General features: G+C 70.6%; 16 protein-coding genes. 7 read left to right on the forward strand and 9 right to left on the reverse strand.

Annotated features, from left to right (window positions below; translation table 11 throughout):
• Nucleotides 1-10: 10 nt before the first annotated feature.
• Entirely contained in the window at nt 11-892 is an 882-nt protein-coding gene (locus IF23_RS0128515; RefSeq protein WP_051739950.1) for a DUF3109 family protein, read from the reverse strand.
• A 112-nt stretch (nt 893-1,004) separates the two neighbouring features.
• Here IF23_RS0128515 and IF23_RS0128520 point away from each other — a divergent pair, with 112 nt between their 5' ends.
• The 3 genes from IF23_RS0128520 (at nt 1,005) to ilvD (ending at nt 4,857) form a co-directional block, all read left to right on the forward strand.
• The gene (locus IF23_RS0128520; RefSeq protein WP_030288735.1) at nt 1,005-1,937 is read left to right on the forward strand and encodes a Ppx/GppA family phosphatase; all 933 of its coding nucleotides are present in this window, start codon (nt 1,005-1,007) and stop codon (nt 1,935-1,937) included.
• Nucleotides 1,938-1,975: 38 nt separating this feature from the next.
• Complete coding sequence (locus tag IF23_RS0128525) at nt 1,976-2,776, forward strand: sugar phosphate isomerase/epimerase family protein (RefSeq protein ID WP_030288737.1); 801 nt, start codon at nt 1,976-1,978, stop codon at nt 2,774-2,776.
• Between the two features lie 242 nt (nt 2,777-3,018).
• Nucleotides 3,019-4,857 carry a dihydroxy-acid dehydratase gene (ilvD, locus tag IF23_RS0128530; RefSeq protein ID WP_030288739.1) on the forward strand — a complete coding sequence of 613 codons (1,839 nt, stop codon included), beginning with the start codon at nt 3,019-3,021 and terminating at the stop codon, nt 4,855-4,857.
• Between the two features lie 549 nt (nt 4,858-5,406).
• On the opposite strand, the gene IF23_RS0128535 is transcribed toward ilvD, so the two are convergent.
• Together IF23_RS0128535 and IF23_RS0128540 are read right to left on the reverse strand one after the other, a co-directional pair.
• Nucleotides 5,407-6,318 carry a GNAT family N-acetyltransferase gene (locus tag IF23_RS0128535; protein WP_030288741.1) on the reverse strand — a complete coding sequence of 304 codons (912 nt, stop codon included), beginning with the start codon at nt 6,316-6,318 and terminating at the stop codon, nt 5,407-5,409.
• A 133-nt stretch (nt 6,319-6,451) separates the two neighbouring features.
• Nucleotides 6,452-7,102 (reverse strand): TetR/AcrR family transcriptional regulator, encoded by a 651-nt coding sequence (locus IF23_RS0128540; RefSeq protein WP_078654327.1) that lies wholly within the window; start codon nt 7,100-7,102, stop codon nt 6,452-6,454.
• A gap of 283 nt (nt 7,103-7,385) precedes the next feature.
• On the opposite strand from IF23_RS0128540, the gene IF23_RS0128545 reads away from it, so the two are divergent.
• A complete protein-coding gene (locus IF23_RS0128545) occupies nt 7,386-8,666 on the forward strand; it encodes an FAD-dependent oxidoreductase (protein WP_078654328.1) in 1,281 nt (426 codons plus the stop codon).
• Between the two features lie 22 nt (nt 8,667-8,688).
• On the opposite strand, the gene IF23_RS0128550 is transcribed toward IF23_RS0128545, so the two are convergent.
• From IF23_RS0128550 to IF23_RS0128560, 3 genes are read right to left on the reverse strand one after another with little or no spacing between them, the layout of a single operon-like run.
• Complete coding sequence (locus IF23_RS0128550; RefSeq protein ID WP_030288745.1) at nt 8,689-9,171, reverse strand: hypothetical protein; 483 nt, start codon at nt 9,169-9,171, stop codon at nt 8,689-8,691.
• Nucleotides 9,172-9,218: 47 nt separating this feature from the next.
• On the reverse strand, nt 9,219-9,515 hold the full coding sequence (locus IF23_RS0128555; protein ID WP_030288750.1) for a DUF397 domain-containing protein: 297 nt from the start codon (nt 9,513-9,515) through the stop codon (nt 9,219-9,221).
• Nucleotides 9,491-10,405, reverse strand: a complete 915-nt coding sequence (locus IF23_RS0128560; protein ID WP_342667942.1) for a helix-turn-helix domain-containing protein — start codon at nt 10,403-10,405, stop codon at nt 9,491-9,493. Before IF23_RS0128560 ends, IF23_RS0128555 begins: the two co-directional genes overlap by 25 nt.
• A gap of 107 nt (nt 10,406-10,512) precedes the next feature.
• On the opposite strand from IF23_RS0128560, the gene IF23_RS0128565 reads away from it, so the two are divergent.
• Nucleotides 10,513-10,719: a hypothetical protein gene (locus IF23_RS0128565; RefSeq protein ID WP_030288755.1), complete on the forward strand. Its 207-nt coding sequence runs from the start codon at nt 10,513-10,515 to the stop codon at nt 10,717-10,719.
• Between the two features lie 348 nt (nt 10,720-11,067).
• Here the strand turns inward: IF23_RS0128565 and IF23_RS0128575 are convergent, their stop codons facing one another.
• On the reverse strand, nt 11,068-11,784 hold the full coding sequence (locus tag IF23_RS0128575) for a DUF4232 domain-containing protein (RefSeq protein ID WP_030288759.1): 717 nt from the start codon (nt 11,782-11,784) through the stop codon (nt 11,068-11,070).
• A gap of 205 nt (nt 11,785-11,989) precedes the next feature.
• On the opposite strand from IF23_RS0128575, the gene IF23_RS0128580 reads away from it, so the two are divergent.
• A complete protein-coding gene (locus IF23_RS0128580; protein WP_030288766.1) occupies nt 11,990-13,627 on the forward strand; it encodes a helix-turn-helix domain-containing protein in 1,638 nt (545 codons plus the stop codon).
• A 230-nt stretch (nt 13,628-13,857) separates the two neighbouring features.
• On the opposite strand, the gene IF23_RS0128585 is transcribed toward IF23_RS0128580, so the two are convergent.
• The gene (locus tag IF23_RS0128585) at nt 13,858-15,495 is read right to left on the reverse strand and encodes an MDR family MFS transporter (RefSeq protein WP_030288771.1); all 1,638 of its coding nucleotides are present in this window, start codon (nt 15,493-15,495) and stop codon (nt 13,858-13,860) included.
• A 137-nt stretch (nt 15,496-15,632) separates the two neighbouring features.
• Here IF23_RS0128585 and IF23_RS0128590 point away from each other — a divergent pair, with 137 nt between their 5' ends.
• Complete coding sequence (locus IF23_RS0128590) at nt 15,633-16,247, forward strand: TetR/AcrR family transcriptional regulator (protein ID WP_037680067.1); 615 nt, start codon at nt 15,633-15,635, stop codon at nt 16,245-16,247.
• On the opposite strand, the gene IF23_RS0128595 is transcribed toward IF23_RS0128590, so the two are convergent.
• Nucleotides 16,229-16,867 carry a M23 family metallopeptidase gene (locus IF23_RS0128595; protein WP_030288774.1) on the reverse strand — a complete coding sequence of 213 codons (639 nt, stop codon included), beginning with the start codon at nt 16,865-16,867 and terminating at the stop codon, nt 16,229-16,231. The two genes, IF23_RS0128590 and IF23_RS0128595, sit on opposite strands and share 19 nt — an antisense overlap.
• Between the last annotated feature and the right edge of the window lie 667 nt (nt 16,868-17,534).

Consider the following 17,534-nt stretch of genomic DNA (forward strand, 5'->3'; position numbering starts at 1 on the left):
CGTCCCGGGCTCAGCCCCGGCCCGCCTCCGGAACCTCCAGCTTGACCGCCTTGCCCGAGCGGGCGGACTCCGGCGGGGTCGCCGGGTCGGCCGGGTGCGGGGCGAGCGGGAGGGTGGCGGCCAGCCGTTCCTCGCAGAGTTCGACGAGTTTGGCGTACCCCTCCTTGCCCATCAGCTCGGTGAGTTCCGGTTCGTACGAGACGTAGACCGGGTCACCGGCGCCGTGGGCGGAGGTGGCGGAGGTGCACCACCAGTGCAGGTCGTGGCCGCCGGGGCCCCAGCCGCGGCGGTCGTACTCGCCGATCGTCACCTGGAGGATCTGGGTGTCGTCGGGCCGGTCGATCCAGTCGTAGGTGCGGCGCACCGGGAGCTGCCAGCAGACGTCCGGCTTGGTCTCCAGCGGCTCGCGGCCCTCGCGCAGCGCCAGCAGGTGCAGGGAGCAGCCGGCGCCCGCCGCGAAGCCGGGGCGGTTCTGGAAGATGCAGGAGCCCTGCCAGCGGCGGGTCTGCCGGTCGCCGTCCTCGTCCTCCTCGGTCCAGCCGCTCTCCGTGCCGACGTCGTGGAACTGCCACAGCTCCGGCGTGAGCCGCGCCACGTGTCCGGCGACCCGCTCCTCGTCCTCCTCGTCGGAGAAGTGCGCGCCGAGCGTGCAGCAGCCGTCGTCGGCGCGGCCCGCCTGGATGCCCTGGCAGCCGCTGCCGAAGATGCAGGTCCAGCGGGACGTCAGCCAGGTCAGGTCGCAGCGGAAGAGCTGCTCGTCGTCGGCCGGGTCCGGGAAGGTGACCCAGGCGCGGGCGAAGTCGAGGCCGACCTCGTCGGCCGGGGCGCCCGCCTGGCGCTTTGCGCCCTTCTCCGCGGCTTTCCCGCGCTTCGCCTTGTTCGTCTTAGCCACGACTCCAGCGTACGGGCCCGGCGCACCCGGATCCGGACAGCCAGGCGCACACACCTACTACGCGCGCCCCCGCGCCCCCGGGGGTCCCGGGCGCCGCAGTAGGTTTCCCCGTATGAGACTCGGTGTCCTCGATGTGGGTTCGAATACGGTCCATCTCCTGGTGGTCGACGCGCACCCGGGCGCGCGCCCGCTGCCCGCCTACTCGCACAAGGCGGAGCTGCGGCTCGCCGAACTGCTCGACGCGGACGGCGCGATAAGCGACGCGGGCGTGGAGCGGCTGGTCGCGACCGTCCGGGAGGCCGGGCAGGTGGCCGAGGACAAGGGCGTCGAGGACGTGCTGCCGTTCGCCACCTCCGCGGTCCGCGAGGCCACCAACGGCGAGCAGGTGCTGCGCCGTGTCGCCGAGGAGACCGGTGTCGCGCTGCGGGTGCTCTCCGGGGAGGACGAGGCGCGGCTCACCTTCCTCGCCACCCGCCGCTGGTTCGGCTGGTCGGCCGGGCGGCTGCTGCTCCTGGACATCGGCGGCGGCTCCCTGGAGATCGCGTACGGGCTGGACGAGGAGCCGGACGCGGCGACCTCGCTGCCGCTCGGCGCGGGCCGTCTGACCAGCGGCGCGCTGCCCGGTGATCCGCCCGGCACGGACGATGTGCGGGCGCTGCGCCGCCGGGTGCGGGCCGACATCGCGCGGGTGGTGAGCGACTTCACCCGCTACGGCAACCCCGATCATGTCGTCGGTACGTCGAAGACCTTCCGGCAGCTGGCCCGGATCACCGGCGCCGCCCGCGCCTCGGACGGGCTCTACGTCCAGCGGGAGCTGGAGCGCAAGAAGGTGGAGGAGTGGGTGCCGAAGCTGGCCGGGATGACGGCGCAGCAGCGTGCCGCGCTGCCCGGCGTCTCCGAGGGCCGCTCCCGCCAGTTGCTGGCGGGGGCGCTGGTGGCGGAGGCGGCGATGGACCTCTTCGGGGTGGATGCGCTGGAGATCTGCCCGTGGGCGCTGCGGGAGGGCGTGATCCTGCGGCGGCTCGACCACCTGCCGACGCCCTGAGCGGTGCGGCCCGTACGCTGTCCCTCGTGACAGAGCCAGTGGTGCGCATCCCCGATGCGAAGGTCGCGCTGTCCACGGCCTCGGTCTACCCGGAGTCGACGGCGACGGCGTTCGAGATCGCCGCGCGTCTGGGGTACGACGGCGTCGAGGTCATGGTGTGGACCGACCCGGTCAGCCAGGACATCGAGGCGCTGCGGCGGCTGTCCGACTACCACGGTGTGCCGGTCCTGGCGGTGCACGCGCCGTGTCTGCTGATCACCCAGCGGGTGTGGTCGACCGATCCGTGGGTCAAGCTCCAGCGGGCGAAGAACGCCGCGGAGAAGCTCGGCGCCTCCACCGTCGTCGTCCACCCGCCGTTCCGCTGGCAGCGGTCGTACGCGCGGGAGTTCGTGCGCGGGGTGTGGCGGATGGAGCACGAGACGGACGTCCGGTTCGCCGTCGAGAACATGTATCCGTGGCGCTACCGCGACCGCGAGATGCTGGCGTACGCGCCGGACTGGGATCCGACCAACGACGACTACCGCCACTTCACCATCGACCTCTCGCACACCGCGACATCGCGCAGCGAGGCGCTGAAGATGGTGGAGCGGATGGGCGACCGGCTGGCGCACCTCCATCTCGCCGACGGCAGCGGCTCCGGCAAGGACGAGCATCTGGTGCCGGGGCGCGGCACCCAGCCCTGCGCGGAGCTGCTGGAACAGCTCGCGGGGACCGGTTTCGACGGCCATGTCGTGGTCGAGGTCAACACCCGCCGGGCGATGTCCGCGGCGGAGCGCGAGGCCGATCTCGCCGAGGCGCTGGCCTTCACCCGCCTCCATCTGGCGTCCCCGAAGCGGTAGGGCGACGCCGCCGCGGGACCGGCCGCACCGGCCCCGGGAACCCGTCCGCGCCCGTCCGCACTCCGGTCACCCGTCTCACCATGCGGAGGACTTGTCCGGATCGCGGATCGGCAGCGTACTCTCGGGATGAGCTGATACAGGACGGCTGATGTACGACGCCGCCGGTACGGAGCAGGGCGGATGCCCTCCTTCCGGTGCCGCAGCGGCGGTCGTCCGAGACGATCCCCTAGGGAGTGACCATCGTGCCCGAGCTGAGGTCCCGCACCGTTACCCATGGCCGCAACATGGCCGGCGCCCGAGCCCTTATGCAGGCCAGCGGCGTAGCGCGGGAGGACTTCGGCAAGCCGATCATCGCCGTCGCCAACAGCTTCACCGAGTTCGTGCCGGGCCACACCCACCTCCAGCCGGTGGGCCGCATCGTCTCCGAGGCGATCCACGCGGCGGGCGGCATCGCCCGGGAGTTCAACACCATCGCCGTCGACGACGGCATCGCGATGGGCCACGGCGGCATGCTCTACAGCCTGCCGTCCCGCGATCTGATCGCCGACTCCGTCGAGTACATGGTCGAGGCGCACTGCGCGGACGCGCTGATCTGCATCTCCAACTGCGACAAGATCACCCCGGGCATGCTGATGGCCGCGATGCGCCTCAACATCCCCACCGTCTTCGTCTCCGGCGGCCCGATGGAAGCCGGTCAGGCCACGCTGGTCGACGGCACGGTCCGCAAGCTCGACCTGGTCAACGCCATCTCCGAGGCGGTCAACGAGAACGTCTCCGACGAGGACATCCTCCGCATCGAGCAGAACGCCTGCCCGACCTGCGGTTCCTGTTCCGGCATGTTCACCGCCAACTCCATGAACTGCCTGACCGAGGCGATCGGTCTGGCCCTGCCCGGCAACGGCTCCGTCCTCGCCACCCACACCGCCCGCAAGGCGCTGTACGAGAACGCCGGACGCACCGTCGTCGAGATCACCAAGCGCCGCTACGAGCAGGACGACACCACCGTCCTGCCGCGCTCCGTCGGCTCCCGTGCCGCGTTCGAGAACGCCGTCGCGCTCGACATCGCCATGGGCGGCTCGACCAACACGATCCTGCACCTGCTCGCCGCCGCCCAGGAGGCCGAGCTGGACTTCGACATGAAGAAGATCGACGAGCTGTCGCGGAAGCTGCCGTGCCTGTCGAAGGTCGCCCCGAACGGCGCGTACTACATGGAGGACGTGCACCGCGCGGGCGGCATCCCCGCCATCCTCGGCGAGCTGTACCGCGCCGGGCTGCTCAACGAGGACGTCCACACCGTCCACTCCTCCTCGCTCGCCGACTGGCTGAAGAACTGGGACATCCGCGGCGGTTCCCCGTCCGCGGAGGCGACCGAGCTGTTCCACGCGGCGCCCGGCTGCGTCCGCTCCGCGAAGGCGTTCTCCCAGTCGGAGCGGTGGGAGTCGCTCGACACCGACGCGGCGAACGGCTGCATCCGCGACATCGAGCACGCCTACTCCACCGAGGGCGGGCTGGCGATTCTCTACGGCAACCTCGCCGTGGACGGCTGCGTCGTGAAGACCGCCGGTGTCGACGAGTCGATCTGGACGTTCGAGGGCCCCGCCGTGGTCTGCGAGTCCCAGGAAGCCGCGGTCGACGCGATCCTGAAGAAGCAGGTCAAGGAGGGTGACGTCGTCGTCATCCGCTACGAGGGCCCCAAGGGTGGCCCGGGTATGCAGGAGATGCTGTACCCGACGTCGTTCCTCAAGGGGCGCGGTCTGGGCAAGGCGTGCGCGCTCGTCACCGACGGCCGGTTCTCCGGCGGCACCTCGGGGCTCTCCATCGGCCACGCCTCCCCGGAGGCGGCGTCCGGCGGCACCATCGCCCTCGTCGAGAACGGCGACCGCATCCGCATCGACATCCCGAACCGCTCCATCGAACTCCTCGTCCCCGACACGGAGCTGGAGTCCCGCCGTCTGGCCCTGGGCGGCGTCTACGCCCCCAAGGACCGCGACCGCAAGGTCTCCCAGGCGCTCCGTGCGTACGCCGCGATGGCCACCAGCGCGGACAAGGGCGCGGTGCGCGACGTCAGCAAGCTGGGCTGACCCCCGGGTTCGGGCCCGGACCCGAACCCGAACCTGACCCTGAACCGACGGAGTCCGTACGTGTGGGCCCTCGCCTGATGGCGGGGGCCCACACGGCGTCCGGGGCGGGGCCGCCGGAACGGTCCGGTCTACCCCTGCCCCTCTTCAGGTAACTCCGCCCCATTTACCTGGCGTTCGATTCCAACTGCGTTCCGGCGACGGATAGTTCGGCGCAAATTCCGGGCGCGAGACGGGCGGGATCACGCACGGTGGCGGGCCGCGAAATACGTACCGCCACTCCGTCCCCCGCAGCCCCTCCGCACCTCATACGGAACGGAATGCCGCCGCCCCTGCCGCCCGAATGCCGAACCGGCGGGAAAGCAGAATCCTTTCCTGAATCCCTCCGGATTCCTGGAGAGGCTCCCGCCTCTCTCCCCCGCACGCCGCCCCCTCCGCATCCCTTCCGCCTCCCCCTCTCCTCCCTCTCCCAAATTCGAGAAATTCGACGGCCGTTCGGCGGGAATACCGCGAGGGGCGCGGCAGGAACGCGAGGGGAACGCGGCGGGGTACTCAGTCGGAAACGGGAAGGGACCGGCTGCTCTCCAGCACCCGGAATCCGGCGCTGTCGTACAGATTCATCGCCACCTCGTTGCCGCCCCAGACCGTGAACATCAGCGCCGTGTCCCCGGCGGCGCGGGTGGCCTGTTCCCCCACCGCCATCGCGCCACGGCCGTATCCCTTGCCGCGCTGCGCGTCGTCCACGTTGAGGCTGAAACCGTAGGTGACGCCGGGCAGATGGCCGTGGTGGAGCCAGGCGCTGCCGACCGGCGCGCCCTCGACTTGCAGGACGAGGACGGCGTGGCCAGGGGTGGACAGGCCCTGCGGCAGCAGTTCGGCGAAGTCCTTTTCCGCCTTACGGAGGGCTTCGTCCCTGGTCAGGGCACCGGCGCGGACGATGCCGTAGAGATACGCGTCCTTCTCGGCGGCGAGCCAGCGCGGATACTCGCCCGTGGTCATCGGCCGTGCGGCGACCGGATCGGACGACGGCTGCGGGCCGTCGAAGGTGCGGATACGCACCTGCCCCTCGACCGGATAGTCCGCGAAGAGACCGCCGTCCGGTCCGGCGACCCGGACGTTGACCCGGCGGGCACCCCGCTCGGCGCACCACGCCTCCGCCCACGACCGGGCGGCCTGTTCATGGCCCTGACCTGCGTGTACGGCATCGACCCAGAGGTCGCCGATACGGCCGGCGGCTATGCCGTGCTCGGTGGTGACACCCACCGCGACGTACCCGATCCGGGCCCCGTCGTGGCCGATCTCCGCGACGGTCCACTCCGCCGCCTTCTCCCGCTCCCGAACCTGGCCGACCCGGGTCTGCGCCGCGTCCGCTCCGAGCCTGGCGGCGAGATACGTGTCCCGCAACCGCCGCTCGAAGTCCCGCTCCCACGCCGCGCGTTCGTCCAGCACTCTGATTTCCGTCATCGGGTCACCGTAGCCAGGGGCGACCCGTGGCGCGCGGGGGTTTTCCCTGGCCGGGCGGGCGCCGACCAGCGCCGTTACGGTGCCGCGCCCGCCCCCGCCGACCGCCCGCCGCCGACCGCCTGCCGCCGACCGCTCAGCCCCGGCTCCACCCGTTCTCCAGCAGGTCGAACGCCGCGTCCAACACCGCCACCTGGTCCTCCGCCCGGTACGCCAACGCGACCGCCTCCAGCGCGAAATGCGCCAGCGCCGCGCTACGCGGATCGTCCGGCGCGGCTCCGGCGTCCTCCGCGATGGCCCGGGCGAGCGCGGTCTGATGACGCATCCACATGCGGTGGGCGTACGCGGCGAGCGCCGGGGTGCGCTCGATCAGGGCGAAGAACTCCGCCGCACCGGACGCCTCGTCGGCGATCTTCCGGCGGGCCCATTCGGCGTGGGCGCGGAGCGCCGCCGGGACGCTGACGCCCTTCTTCCGGTCGCGTACGGCGGCGACCAGCCCCGCTTCCTGGTCCGCCTCCTCGTCGAAGACCAGCGCTTCCTTGCTCGGGAAGTACTTGAGGAGCGTGGTCGTGGAGACATCGGCGGCATCGGCGACGGTGTGCAGCGTCACCGCGTCATAGCCGTGTTCCAGGAAGAGACGCAGCGCGGCATCGGCGAGCGCCCGACGGGTGGCCGCCTTCTTACGCTCGCGACGCCCTACGGGCGCGGGCTCGACGGGACTGGACTCGACGGACGCGGGCTCGGCGGCAGTGGGCTCGGCGGCGGTGGGCTCGGCGGGAGTGGGCATGCCGCCACCCTATCCAAGGTGGCACGACCCAAAAAGTTTCACGGTTGCACTTTTCTTATGGGTGCCCTTTCATGGAGGACGTTCCGGCAGGGCCACGGCGAGCCGCACGGCCCTGACCTGCCCGTTCGCCCTGCCCTGCGCTGCCCTGCCCTGCGGTCGGGCCGCCCCGCACCCGGCCCTCGGGCCCGCTGTCGCTGCCCACTGCCCACTGTCCGCTGTCCGCTGTCCGCTGTCCGCTGTCCGCTGTCCGCGCAGCCCTCTCCGACGAATCGAGGACACCGCCATGCCTTCTTCCGCCACGTCTCCGTCCGTCACGCCTCCTTCCGCTGCGTCTGCTTCCGCTGCGTCTGCTTCCGTCACGCCTCCTTCCGTCGCGCCACGCCCGCCCCGGATCGCCGTTGTCGGTGCCGGTCCCGGCGGTCTGACCTGCGCCCGGGTCCTTCAGCGCCACGGCGTCGCCGTCACCGTCCACGATCTCGACGCCTCCGCCACCGCCCGTGACCAGGGCGGCAGCCTCGATATGCACCCCGACACCGGCCAACACGCCCTGCGCGCCGCCGGGTTGTGGGACGCGTTCCACCCCCTCTCCCGACCCGAGGGCCAGCAGATACGGGTGGCCGACCGGCACGGCCACCTCCTGCTCGACGCCGCCCCACCCGAGAACGGGAACGGGGGCGGGGACGATGTCGGGAGCGGCGCCGGGACCGGGGACGGCGCCGATGCCCGGCCCGAGATCGACCGTGGTCGGCTGCGGCGCCTCCTGCTCGACGCGCTCGCGCCCGGCACCGTCCGGTGGGGCCAGCGCCTGGAGCGCGCCGAACCGTTGGGCGGCGGCGGCCACCGGCTGTACTTCGCCGACGGTTCCACCACCGAAGCGGACCTGGTCATCGGCGCGGACGGCGCCTGGTCCCGGGTCCGCCCGCTGGTCTCGGACGCCCGCCCCGGCTACACCGGCGTCACCGTCGTCGAAGCCGAACTGCACGACGCCGACCACCGCCACCCGGAGCTGGCCGCCTTCACCGGCAACGGCATGATGATGGCCCTTGACGCAGGTCAGGGCGTGATCGCGCAGCGCAACGGCGGCGGGCGGATCCGCATCCACCTCGGTCTGCGCACCGCCGAGGACTGGCACCGCACGGCGGGCGTCGACCTCGCCGATCCCGCCGCCGTCCGCACCGCCCTGCTGGCCCGCTTCTCCGGTTGGGGCGCCCCGCTCCGCGCCTTCCTGCACGCCACCGACACCGGCTACGTCAACCGCCCGCTGTACGCACTGCCCGTCCCCCACCTCTGGCGGCGCACCCCCGGTGTCACCCTCCTCGGCGATGCGGCGCATCTGATGTCCCCGATCGGCGGCATGGGCGCCAACCTGGCGATGCGGGACGGCGCGGACCTCGCCCGCGCCCTGCTCGACCACCCTTCCGTCGACGCCGCCGTCGCGTCCTACGAGGAGTTCCGCCGCCCGCGCTCCACCGCAGCCGCGGCGGGCGCCGCCGCGGGGCTGGCCGACGCCTTCTCCGCGGACGGCGCCGCGCACGTCCTCGCCCATCTGTCGGGCCAGGGCTGACCGCGGCGGGGACGGGGCTGCGCTACCGCCCGTCCACCGGCTGCCGGAAGCATTCCGTGCTGACCGCCAGCCGGACCGTGTGCGGCGGTTTGGCGGAGGCGACGGCTATGTGGCGGCGGTGTGGCCCGTCGTCGGCGTCGAGTTGGGCCTCCTGCACCTGCGGCCGTTCCTCGTACGCGGTGATCTCGACGCCGTCTTTCCGTTCCAGCGCCGCCCGCAGCCGTCGCAGTGCGGCGATGTGCATCCGGTCGGGCAGGTCCGCGTACGCGGTGTACGTCAGGGTGTACGGGCCTTCGGTCGGCGCCGGGACGCCGCGTCGGCCGCATGTCTCGTAGGACGCACCCGGGTTGTACCGTCCGCTGATCCCGATACCGGCATCCGCGGCCACGTTCCTGACCTGCTGTTCTGTCGTGGCGAGCGCCGCCGCCCGGCTCTCCAGGGGCGGCGCCCCCGCGTCGGACAACCAGGCCCACCCGAGGAGGGTGGCCACGACGAGCACCGCCACGACCGCGATCAGCCGGTCGCGCCGCCGCCCGTCGTCGTCCCCGGATCTCAGCGCCCGGACAGCGCACCACCCTTCACCGCTCCGACGAACGACGCCCACACCGGCGCCCCGAACACCAGCGCCGGACCCGCCGGAACCTTGCTGTCCCGGACCGGAACCACCGCGTCGAGGTCGTCGGAGACCTCGATGCAGTTGCCGCCCTCCTGGTTGCTGTAGCTCGACTTACGCCAGGAGAGGGCGGAGAGAAGGTCGTCCGACACCTCGATGCAGTCGCCGCCATCGTGGTTGCTGTAGCTGGACTTACGCCACTGGAGAGCGCTCAGTTCGACTCGGCGGACGGACATGGGATTTCCTCCAGAAGACGCTGAATGAACTCGACGGACTCGCGCGGGGAGAGAGCGTGGTCGCGCAGCCGATCGTAACTGAACTGCAGCCGCTCAACTCCGGCGTTATCGGTCACCAGTTGTCCGTCGAACCCGGTCTCGACCCAGGCCACCGTGCGCCCTTCCGGAAGTCGCAGAAGAGCGGTGTCCGTGTTTATCAACTCGCACGGACCGGCGGCGAGCGGCAGCACCTGGATGGCGATGTTGTCCTGCTCGGCCATCGCCAGGAGGTGGGTCAGTTGCTCACACCACTCCTCGTCATTCAGCAAGCGGCGGCGCAGTGCAGCCTCGTCGATGACCGCGCGGAAGTGGGGCGCCAAATCGCCGGACAGCAACTCGCTGCGGGTTGCTCGAGCATCAGCCTGCTGCTCCACCTGATCGCCTTGCGCCAGGCTGCCCAGCATCAACAGTCTCCGTGCGTACGCCCGCGTCTGGAGAAGTCCCGGGATCACACTGGGCGAGTACTGCTGGATACCCGCAGCCTCGGCCTCCAGCGTCATGTACCGCCGATACTGCTCGCGGAACTGCTGCGAGGAGCCCAGAGCCATCTCCCACATGGCGATCAGCAACCCTGGCGGTGTCTCGTAGTACACCTCCAGTGCTTCCACAACTTCGGGGCTGCCGATCGTCTGCCCTCCTTCCATTTTTCCGAAAAGGGACGCATCCCACCCCAGAGCATCACCCATTTCCCGGAAGCTGACCCCTTTCTTCGCTCGTAGTAACCGCAGTTCCTCCGCGAACCGTTGACGCGGCTCCTGGCTTCGACCTGTGACCGCACGCCTGGGCGGCATAACGACCTCCCCGAGAAGATCTGGACTTACGTTCTGGAGCAACCGAAGGGACTCCGACATGCGGAAAGGGGGCTCCATTGCGGGTGCATTCTCTTAACACCCGGAATACGCACGGTAGTTGATGTGGCGCGTCCCGGCATTCGAACACCGAAAACACAGGAGTGGCCATGGGGACGAATCAGCCCGAGGACGCCGAGGCCGTCTGCGACGAACTGGACCGCGCGCTCAGGGCGGTGGGCGTGGCCCTGCCGTCGCTTGCCGTCGACCCGCTGTCGTACGGCAGCGCCTTGCCCGTCGTCCTGATCGAGCTGGGACGCTGCAACCTCGACACCGCACGACGGCTCACCGCCGTCCTCCGCGGGGCGGCCGGATGAGCGGCCCACGCGACCTCTATGTGATGAGCACCGTCCGGCCGTATCTCGTGAGCATCGTCCGGCGCGGCGGCTCGGGCGTCCGGCCGTACGCCGCCAAGCCGTATCTCTCGCCCGCCTGTCACGTCGGACGGCATCCGTGGTGCGACAAGGGACGGGTGGAACCGGGCGCGGTGCCCGGCGTGCGGCACGAGGTGTGCGTCTGTCCCTGCCATGGCGCGGCAGGGCACTGAGGAAGCTCGGGCTCGGCCCGGCGCGGGGTGCGCCGGACCGGTACCGGGTGGGGGCTCCGCGCCCGGCGGGTCGGGGGAAGTACGCCGCCGGACGCGGAGGTCGGGGGACTCCATCGGCTCAGAAGGAGAGCGCGACGGAGGGGTCGGTCTGCCAGTAGGTGACGAAGGCGTTGTCGTCGACCTTGGTGCCGTCGGGGAGGGCGAGGTTGACGCTGTGACCGGCGTCGGGCTCGCTCTCGTCCCGGCCCTTGAAGTGGACCTCCAGATTGCTGGCGTCGCGCAGGTGGGTGTCCCCGCCCGGCTCACCCGTCAGACCGACACCGGCGTACGCGGACTCACCGGGGTTGAGGCTGACGACAGCCTGCGGCTGGGAGTCCTCCAACTCGCGGGTGGCGGCCTGGTCCTCGTCGAAGCGGAGCGCGGGGGCGTAGTAGGCGTCGCAGCGCTTGCTGCCGGTGTTGGTGATCTTGATGAGCAGGTGGTTGATCGGCCGCGACGGCTGGGAGACCTCGGCCTTCACGGTCGCGCCGGTGCAGGGGACGTCCTCCGCGGCGCCGCTGCCGCCGGAGTCGCTCTGCTGGGCGCCGCCGTTCTGACCGGCCTGGCCCTTACCGGCGCTGTCACCGCGCTCGGTGGAGGCCCGCGCCTCCCCCTTACCGCCGCTCTCCCCGCCCTTGACGTCGGTGGTGTTCTGCCCCTGCTCCTCCGACGCGGAGGGCACGGACTTGAGGGCGTCGTCCTTACCGTCCGCGGGGCCGCAGGCGGTCAGGGAGAGGGCGGCGAGGGCGGTGACGGCGAAGAGAGCGGGCTTGCGGACACGGCGAAGAGCAGACATGACGTACCTCGATCACGTGGTGGAAGTGGTGGGCCGCGGCGGAGGGCCTCAACGCCGCGGCGTGGTCATCACATTCGCCGTTCCAGCCCGCCAGCGGCAAGGATTCCCAGCTCATACGGGACGCCGGAATGATTCCAACCCACCTGACCTGCACGGTTATCCACAGCCTGGAACGCCTGCCTGGAACGGGTGGAATAGTTGAGGCATGACGAAGGACGATGGGGAGGGCTCCTTCGCGGCCATGCTGCGGGAGTTGAAGGGGCGTTCGGGACAGAGCTACAGCACGCTGGCGAAGCGACTGCATGTGAGCACCTCGACGCTGCACCGCTACTGCAACGGCGACGCGGTACCCGCCGAGTTCGCCCCCGCGGAACGCCTCGGGCGGCTCTGCGGCGCGAAACCCGACGAACTGGTCGAGCTGCACCGGAGATGGATCCTGGCGTCGGCCGCCCGGAGCGGGAAGAAACGGGAACGGGACGAGGCACCCGAGCCGGAGACGGCGCCGACGCCCACGCCGGGCGCCGCGTCCGAGCCGGAGGCGGACACCCCGCAGCCGGACCCGGCACCCGTGCCGGAAACGGAAGCCGGGACGGCGTCCGCATCGGTGCCGGGGGGCGCCGCGGAACGACAGCCGGAGTGGGCGAGGAACGCCGAGGCGGCACCGGCGGCCACGGAACCGCCGCTGCCGGAGATGTTCTCCACCCCGCCCGCCGTCGATCCGGACGAAACCGCGGCGGAGAACGCGGCGTACACCGTTCCACATCCGGCCGACCGGAATCCCGACGAGGACGCCGCCCGGAACGCGGCCGATCCCGTTCCGGCGGACCGGCACCGGCGCCCGGCCGCCCGCGCGGACGAGGAGGCGGCGGAGAATGCCGCGTTCACCGTGACGGCGAAGGCGCCCCGGAAGCGGCGCCCGGTCCTGATCACGGCGGCGGTGGCCGTCACCGCCGCGCTCGCGGTGACCGCCGCGTACAGCTTCTCGGGGGACGGCGCCGCGAACCGCGTCACCACCGCCCGCGACGGCGACACACAGAACGGCGACCGCGAACCGGGCGACGGCACCCCGTCGGCGACCGCGAAGGAGAAGGGGCCGGGCAAGAAGGCGGACGGCAAGGAGGAGGACGGGAAGGACGACGGGAAGAAGGACGCGTCCACCCCGCCCGGCAAGGATCCGTCCGGCGGTCCGTCCGCCGGAGCGGGCGGCGGCCACTCCGGCGGCATCCCGCTGACGGCCAACGTCCGCCCGTACGTCTGGGGCGACGAACTGCCCTGCTTCCAGACCTTTCTGATCAACCGGCCCCCGGAGAACATGCCCGGCACCCCGCCGTCCGGGGACACCGTCGGCTGGGCCCGCTCGCTCGGCGGGGTGGACGCGGAGCACTCGCGGATCGGCGTGGTGGTCCGCGGCACGGAGAAGGAACCGGTGGTCCTGGAGGCGCTGCGCGCCCAGGTCGTGGGCCGGGGTCCGGCGCTGGGCTGGCAGCACTACAACCCGTCGGGCGGCTGCGGCGGCGGGCTGACCCCGTCCTCGTACTCCATCGCCCTCGACAACACCAGCCCCGTCGTCAAGCCGGTCCCCGGCGAGCAGGCGGGGAAGACCGTCCCGGCCAAGCCGTTCCCGCGCACGGTCAGCGCCAGCGACCCGGAGGCGTTGGCCATCCGGGCGGACGCGGTCTCCTGCGACTGCAGCTGGTATCTGGAGCTGGACTGGAGCAGCGGCAAGCGCAGCGGCACCCTCCGTATCGACGACGGCGGTCGCCCGTTCCGCACCAGCGGCGCGGCGAGCAGGACGACGTACACGTACGGCGGCGACCCCGCGAAATGGTGGGGCGACGGCTGATCCCCCGGACGCGGGGCACCGGCGCCGGGCGCCCTGGAACGTTGGCCATGGAACGCGGACGACCGACCCGGACCGTTGGCCATGGAACGCGGCGCCCCTCGAACCGTTGGCCATGGAATGCGGCAGCCTCGGAACGGCGGCCCCTGGAACGCACGGAGCGGCCCCCGCCGAAGCAGGGGCCGCTCCTCATATCCGCAGCTCAGACCGTCCGTATCGGAAGGTCGGGCAGATCAGACCGGTTCGGCGACGGGCGCCGGAGCGGCCTCGTTCTGCTCGGCGACGGGACGGGCCGGACCGCCACGCAGCGGGATCTCCTTGAGGAACCACGCCGCCGCGAAGCCGATGACGCTGATCAGCGCGCCCCACAGGAAGACATGGTGCGTACCGGCGGAGACCGCGTGCAGATAGGCGTCCTTCACCACCGGCGGCAGCTGCGCCAGACCCTTCGGGTCCAACTGCGCGGCGCCACCCGACGGCAGCTTGCCGCCCGCCGCACCGAGCCGCTGGCTCATCGTGTCCGTCACCTGCTGGGTGAAGATCGCACCGAAGACCGCGACACCGAAGGAACCACCGATCGTCCGGAAGAGCGTGGCGGACGACGAGCCGACGCCCATGTCCTTCATCTCCACGCTGTTCTGCGCGATCAGCATCGTGGTCTGCATCAGGAAGCCCATACCGGCGCCGAGCACCGCCATGTAGAGACCCGAGGTGAAGCGGGTGGTGCCGACGTCCATCAGGGACAGCAGCGCCAGACCGACGGTGATCAGCCCGCCGCCGACGACCACGAAGATCTTGTACTTGCCGGTCGTGGTGGTGATCCGGCCCGCGAAGAGCGAGACCACCATCATCGCCAGCAGCATCGGGAGCAGGAGCAGCCCGGAGTTGGTGGCCGAGGCGCCCTGGACCGTCTGCTGGAACAGCGGCAGGAAGGTCATCGACCCGAACATCACGAAGCCGACGAGGAAACCGATCAGCGTGACCAGCGAGAAGTTGCCGTTGCGGAAGATGTGCAGCGGCAGCACCGGCTCCGCGACCTTCCGCTCCACCAGCACGAACAGCACCAGCGCGACGACCGCGCCCGCGCCCAGCCCGATGATCTGCGGCGACGCCCAGTCGTACTCGGTCCCGCCCCACGTCGTCATCAGCACCAGCGAGGTGATGCCGATGGTGAGCAGCGCGGCGCCGATGTAGTCGATGCGCGCCTGCGCCCGCTTCTTCGGCAGATGCAGCACCGCGGTGACCATGGCGAGGGCCACGGCGCCCAGCGGCAGGTTGATGTAGAAGCTCCAGCGCCAGCCGAGGTGGTCGGTGATGGTGCCGCCGACCAGCGGGCCGCCGATCATGGCGACGGCCATGACACCGGCCATCATGCCCTGGTACTTGCCGCGCTCCCGCGGCGGAATCAGATCACCGATGATCGCCATGACGCCGACCATCAGACCACCAGCGCCCAGCCCCTGGACGGCACGGAAGCCGATGAGCTGGCCCATGTCCTGGGCCGCGCCGGAGAGCGCCGAGCCGATCAGGAAGACCACGATGGACGACAGGAACACGCCCTTGCGTCCGTACATGTCGCCGAGCTTGCCCCAGATCGGGGTGGACGCGGCGGTGGCGAGCGTATAGGCGGTGACCACCCAGGACAGGTGCTCAAGGCCGCCCAGTTCGCCGACGATCGTGGGCATCGCGGTGCCGACGATCATGTTGTCGAGCATCGCGAGCAACATCGCGATCATCAGCGCGAAGAGGACCACCCGCACACTCGCGGACTGCTTGCCCGCCGTCTGCCCCTGGTCCGCCTGCGCCGGTTCCGTCTTCTCGGCAGTTGACATGCCGTCCCCCGTCGGGGTCGCTCTTCGCGACATCCCCATCACTCTCACTTACTCTGCTTACTTGCCGCCCGGCTAGTTCAGTACAGTAAGGAAAGGTAAGACGTCACTAGCCGGTCGTCAAGTAAGTTTCTTCCTGACGCGCCGGGAGCACCGCACCGAGGACGCAGGAGAGCACCATGAGCACAGGTCAGGCGCGTAGGGGCAACACCCGCCGACGCATCCAGGACGCCGCACTGGAGCTCTTCTCCGAGCACGGCTACGAGAAGACCTCACTCCGCGAGATCGCCGAGCAGCTCGACGTCACCAAGGCAGCGCTCTACTACCACTTCAAGACCAAGGAAGACATCGTCATCGGGCTCTTCGAGGACGCGGCCCGACCGATCGACGACCTCCTGACCTGGGGACGCGAGCAGCCGCACACCACGGAGACCAAGGTCGAACTGATCCGCCGCTACGGCGAGGCGCTGCGCACCGCCGAGGCACTGTTCCGTTTCGTCCACGAGAACCAGGCGACGATGCGCGATCTCAGCATCGGCCAGATCTTCAAGCGGCGGGTGCTGGAGCTGTGCGACATGATCATGGACCCGGAGGACGATCTGGTCGACCGGATGCGGTGCATGACCGCGGTCCAGACGCTGCACGCGGCTCAGTTCACGATGCAGCACGTCGAAGGCGACCCCGAGGAGAAGCGCAAGGCCATCCTCGAGGTCGCCACGGAACTGGTCACGGCGGCCAACCCGCCGTACCGCCGGCCAGCCCGGCCGGACTCAGCTCAGACGGCGTCGCCGTGAGCCCGCAGGAATCCGGTCGGCTCGATGCCCGACCCGTAGTTGGGACCGGTGCGGACCTCGAAGTGCAGGTGGGGACCGGTCGAGTTGCCGGTGGAGCCGGACAGACCGATCAGCTCACCGGTCTTGACCGTCTGGCCGACGCTCACCTTGATCTGCGACAGGTGGGCGTACTGGGTGTACATACCGTTCGCGTGCTTGATCACGATGGCGTTGCCGTACGCGGGACCGTCGCCGCCGCCGTTCGGACCGGCCTTGACCACGGTGCCGTTGTGCACGGCCTTGACGGCGGTACCGGTCGGCACGACGAAGTCCTGACCACTGTGGTTGTGCGACCAGTGGCTACCGGCGATACCGAAGGTGGAGCCGAGGGTGTAGTTGTCGACCGGCTTGACCCAGGCGTTGGCGGCCTTCTTGGCGCTCTGGACGGCCTTGGTCTGGGCATCGGCCTGCTTGGCGACGGTGGAGCTCACATTCGAGGTGAGGCTCGTCAGCCCGGAATCCGCGGCGTTCGCGATACCCGCGCCCAGCGCGACAGAGGCGCCGAGACCGACGGTGACGGCCACCGCACGGGTACGGAGAACGGACTTCTTGGAATTGCGGAGCTTGGCGAACTTCGACATGCGGGTTGTACCTCCGGAAAGGAAGGGAAAGGGATCTGCGTTCCGGCTGCGGACCGGCATCGCCATTCCTTGGTAACCCGCCATTGCCGTGCTGCCAAGGGCCCTTTCTACTAGCCCGGACCGTAAGCACGACGCCGCCCGGATGTCCGCCGGACACCCCGCGGACCCCACGGATCAATCCCCCAAATCACCCCATCCTGCCCAGGCGCGCACGGTCGCCATACCATGCTTGAACTGGACATATGAGCCTACGTCGCCCAGCCCGCAGGGCCCGCACCCCACCCCCGGACGACACGCCCCGCGGGGCCCCCGACGCACCCCCCGGGACCCCCGCGAAACTCCCCCTAATTCCTCTAGTAGGCCCGAATTCGGCTGTGCGGCACGTCACCGGAAAGCGCCTTCTCAGCCCTTTCGATGGGACTTTCACGGCCCGCCGAGGGACCTTCGACCCCCTGTGACCGGGGTTACTCGCGGGCGGGCCGCGCCCCCTTTCCTTCATCATTTCCGGGGTTTTGTGTGACCGCGGTTACTCGGAAAGGGGTGAATGTGACGGGGGTTATGTGACGGCGGTTACCTTTCCTTGCCGGGGGAGGTGGAAAGGGCGGCGGGAGTTGTCTGGGGGGGGCGGGGAGCTGTCGAGGGGCGAGGGGCGCGGGGGCGCCGCCCG

Origin of the sequence: Streptomyces catenulae, assembly GCF_000718015.1 — a bacterium.
Classification (GTDB): Bacteria; Actinomycetota; Actinomycetes; order Streptomycetales; family Streptomycetaceae; genus Streptomyces; species Streptomyces catenulae.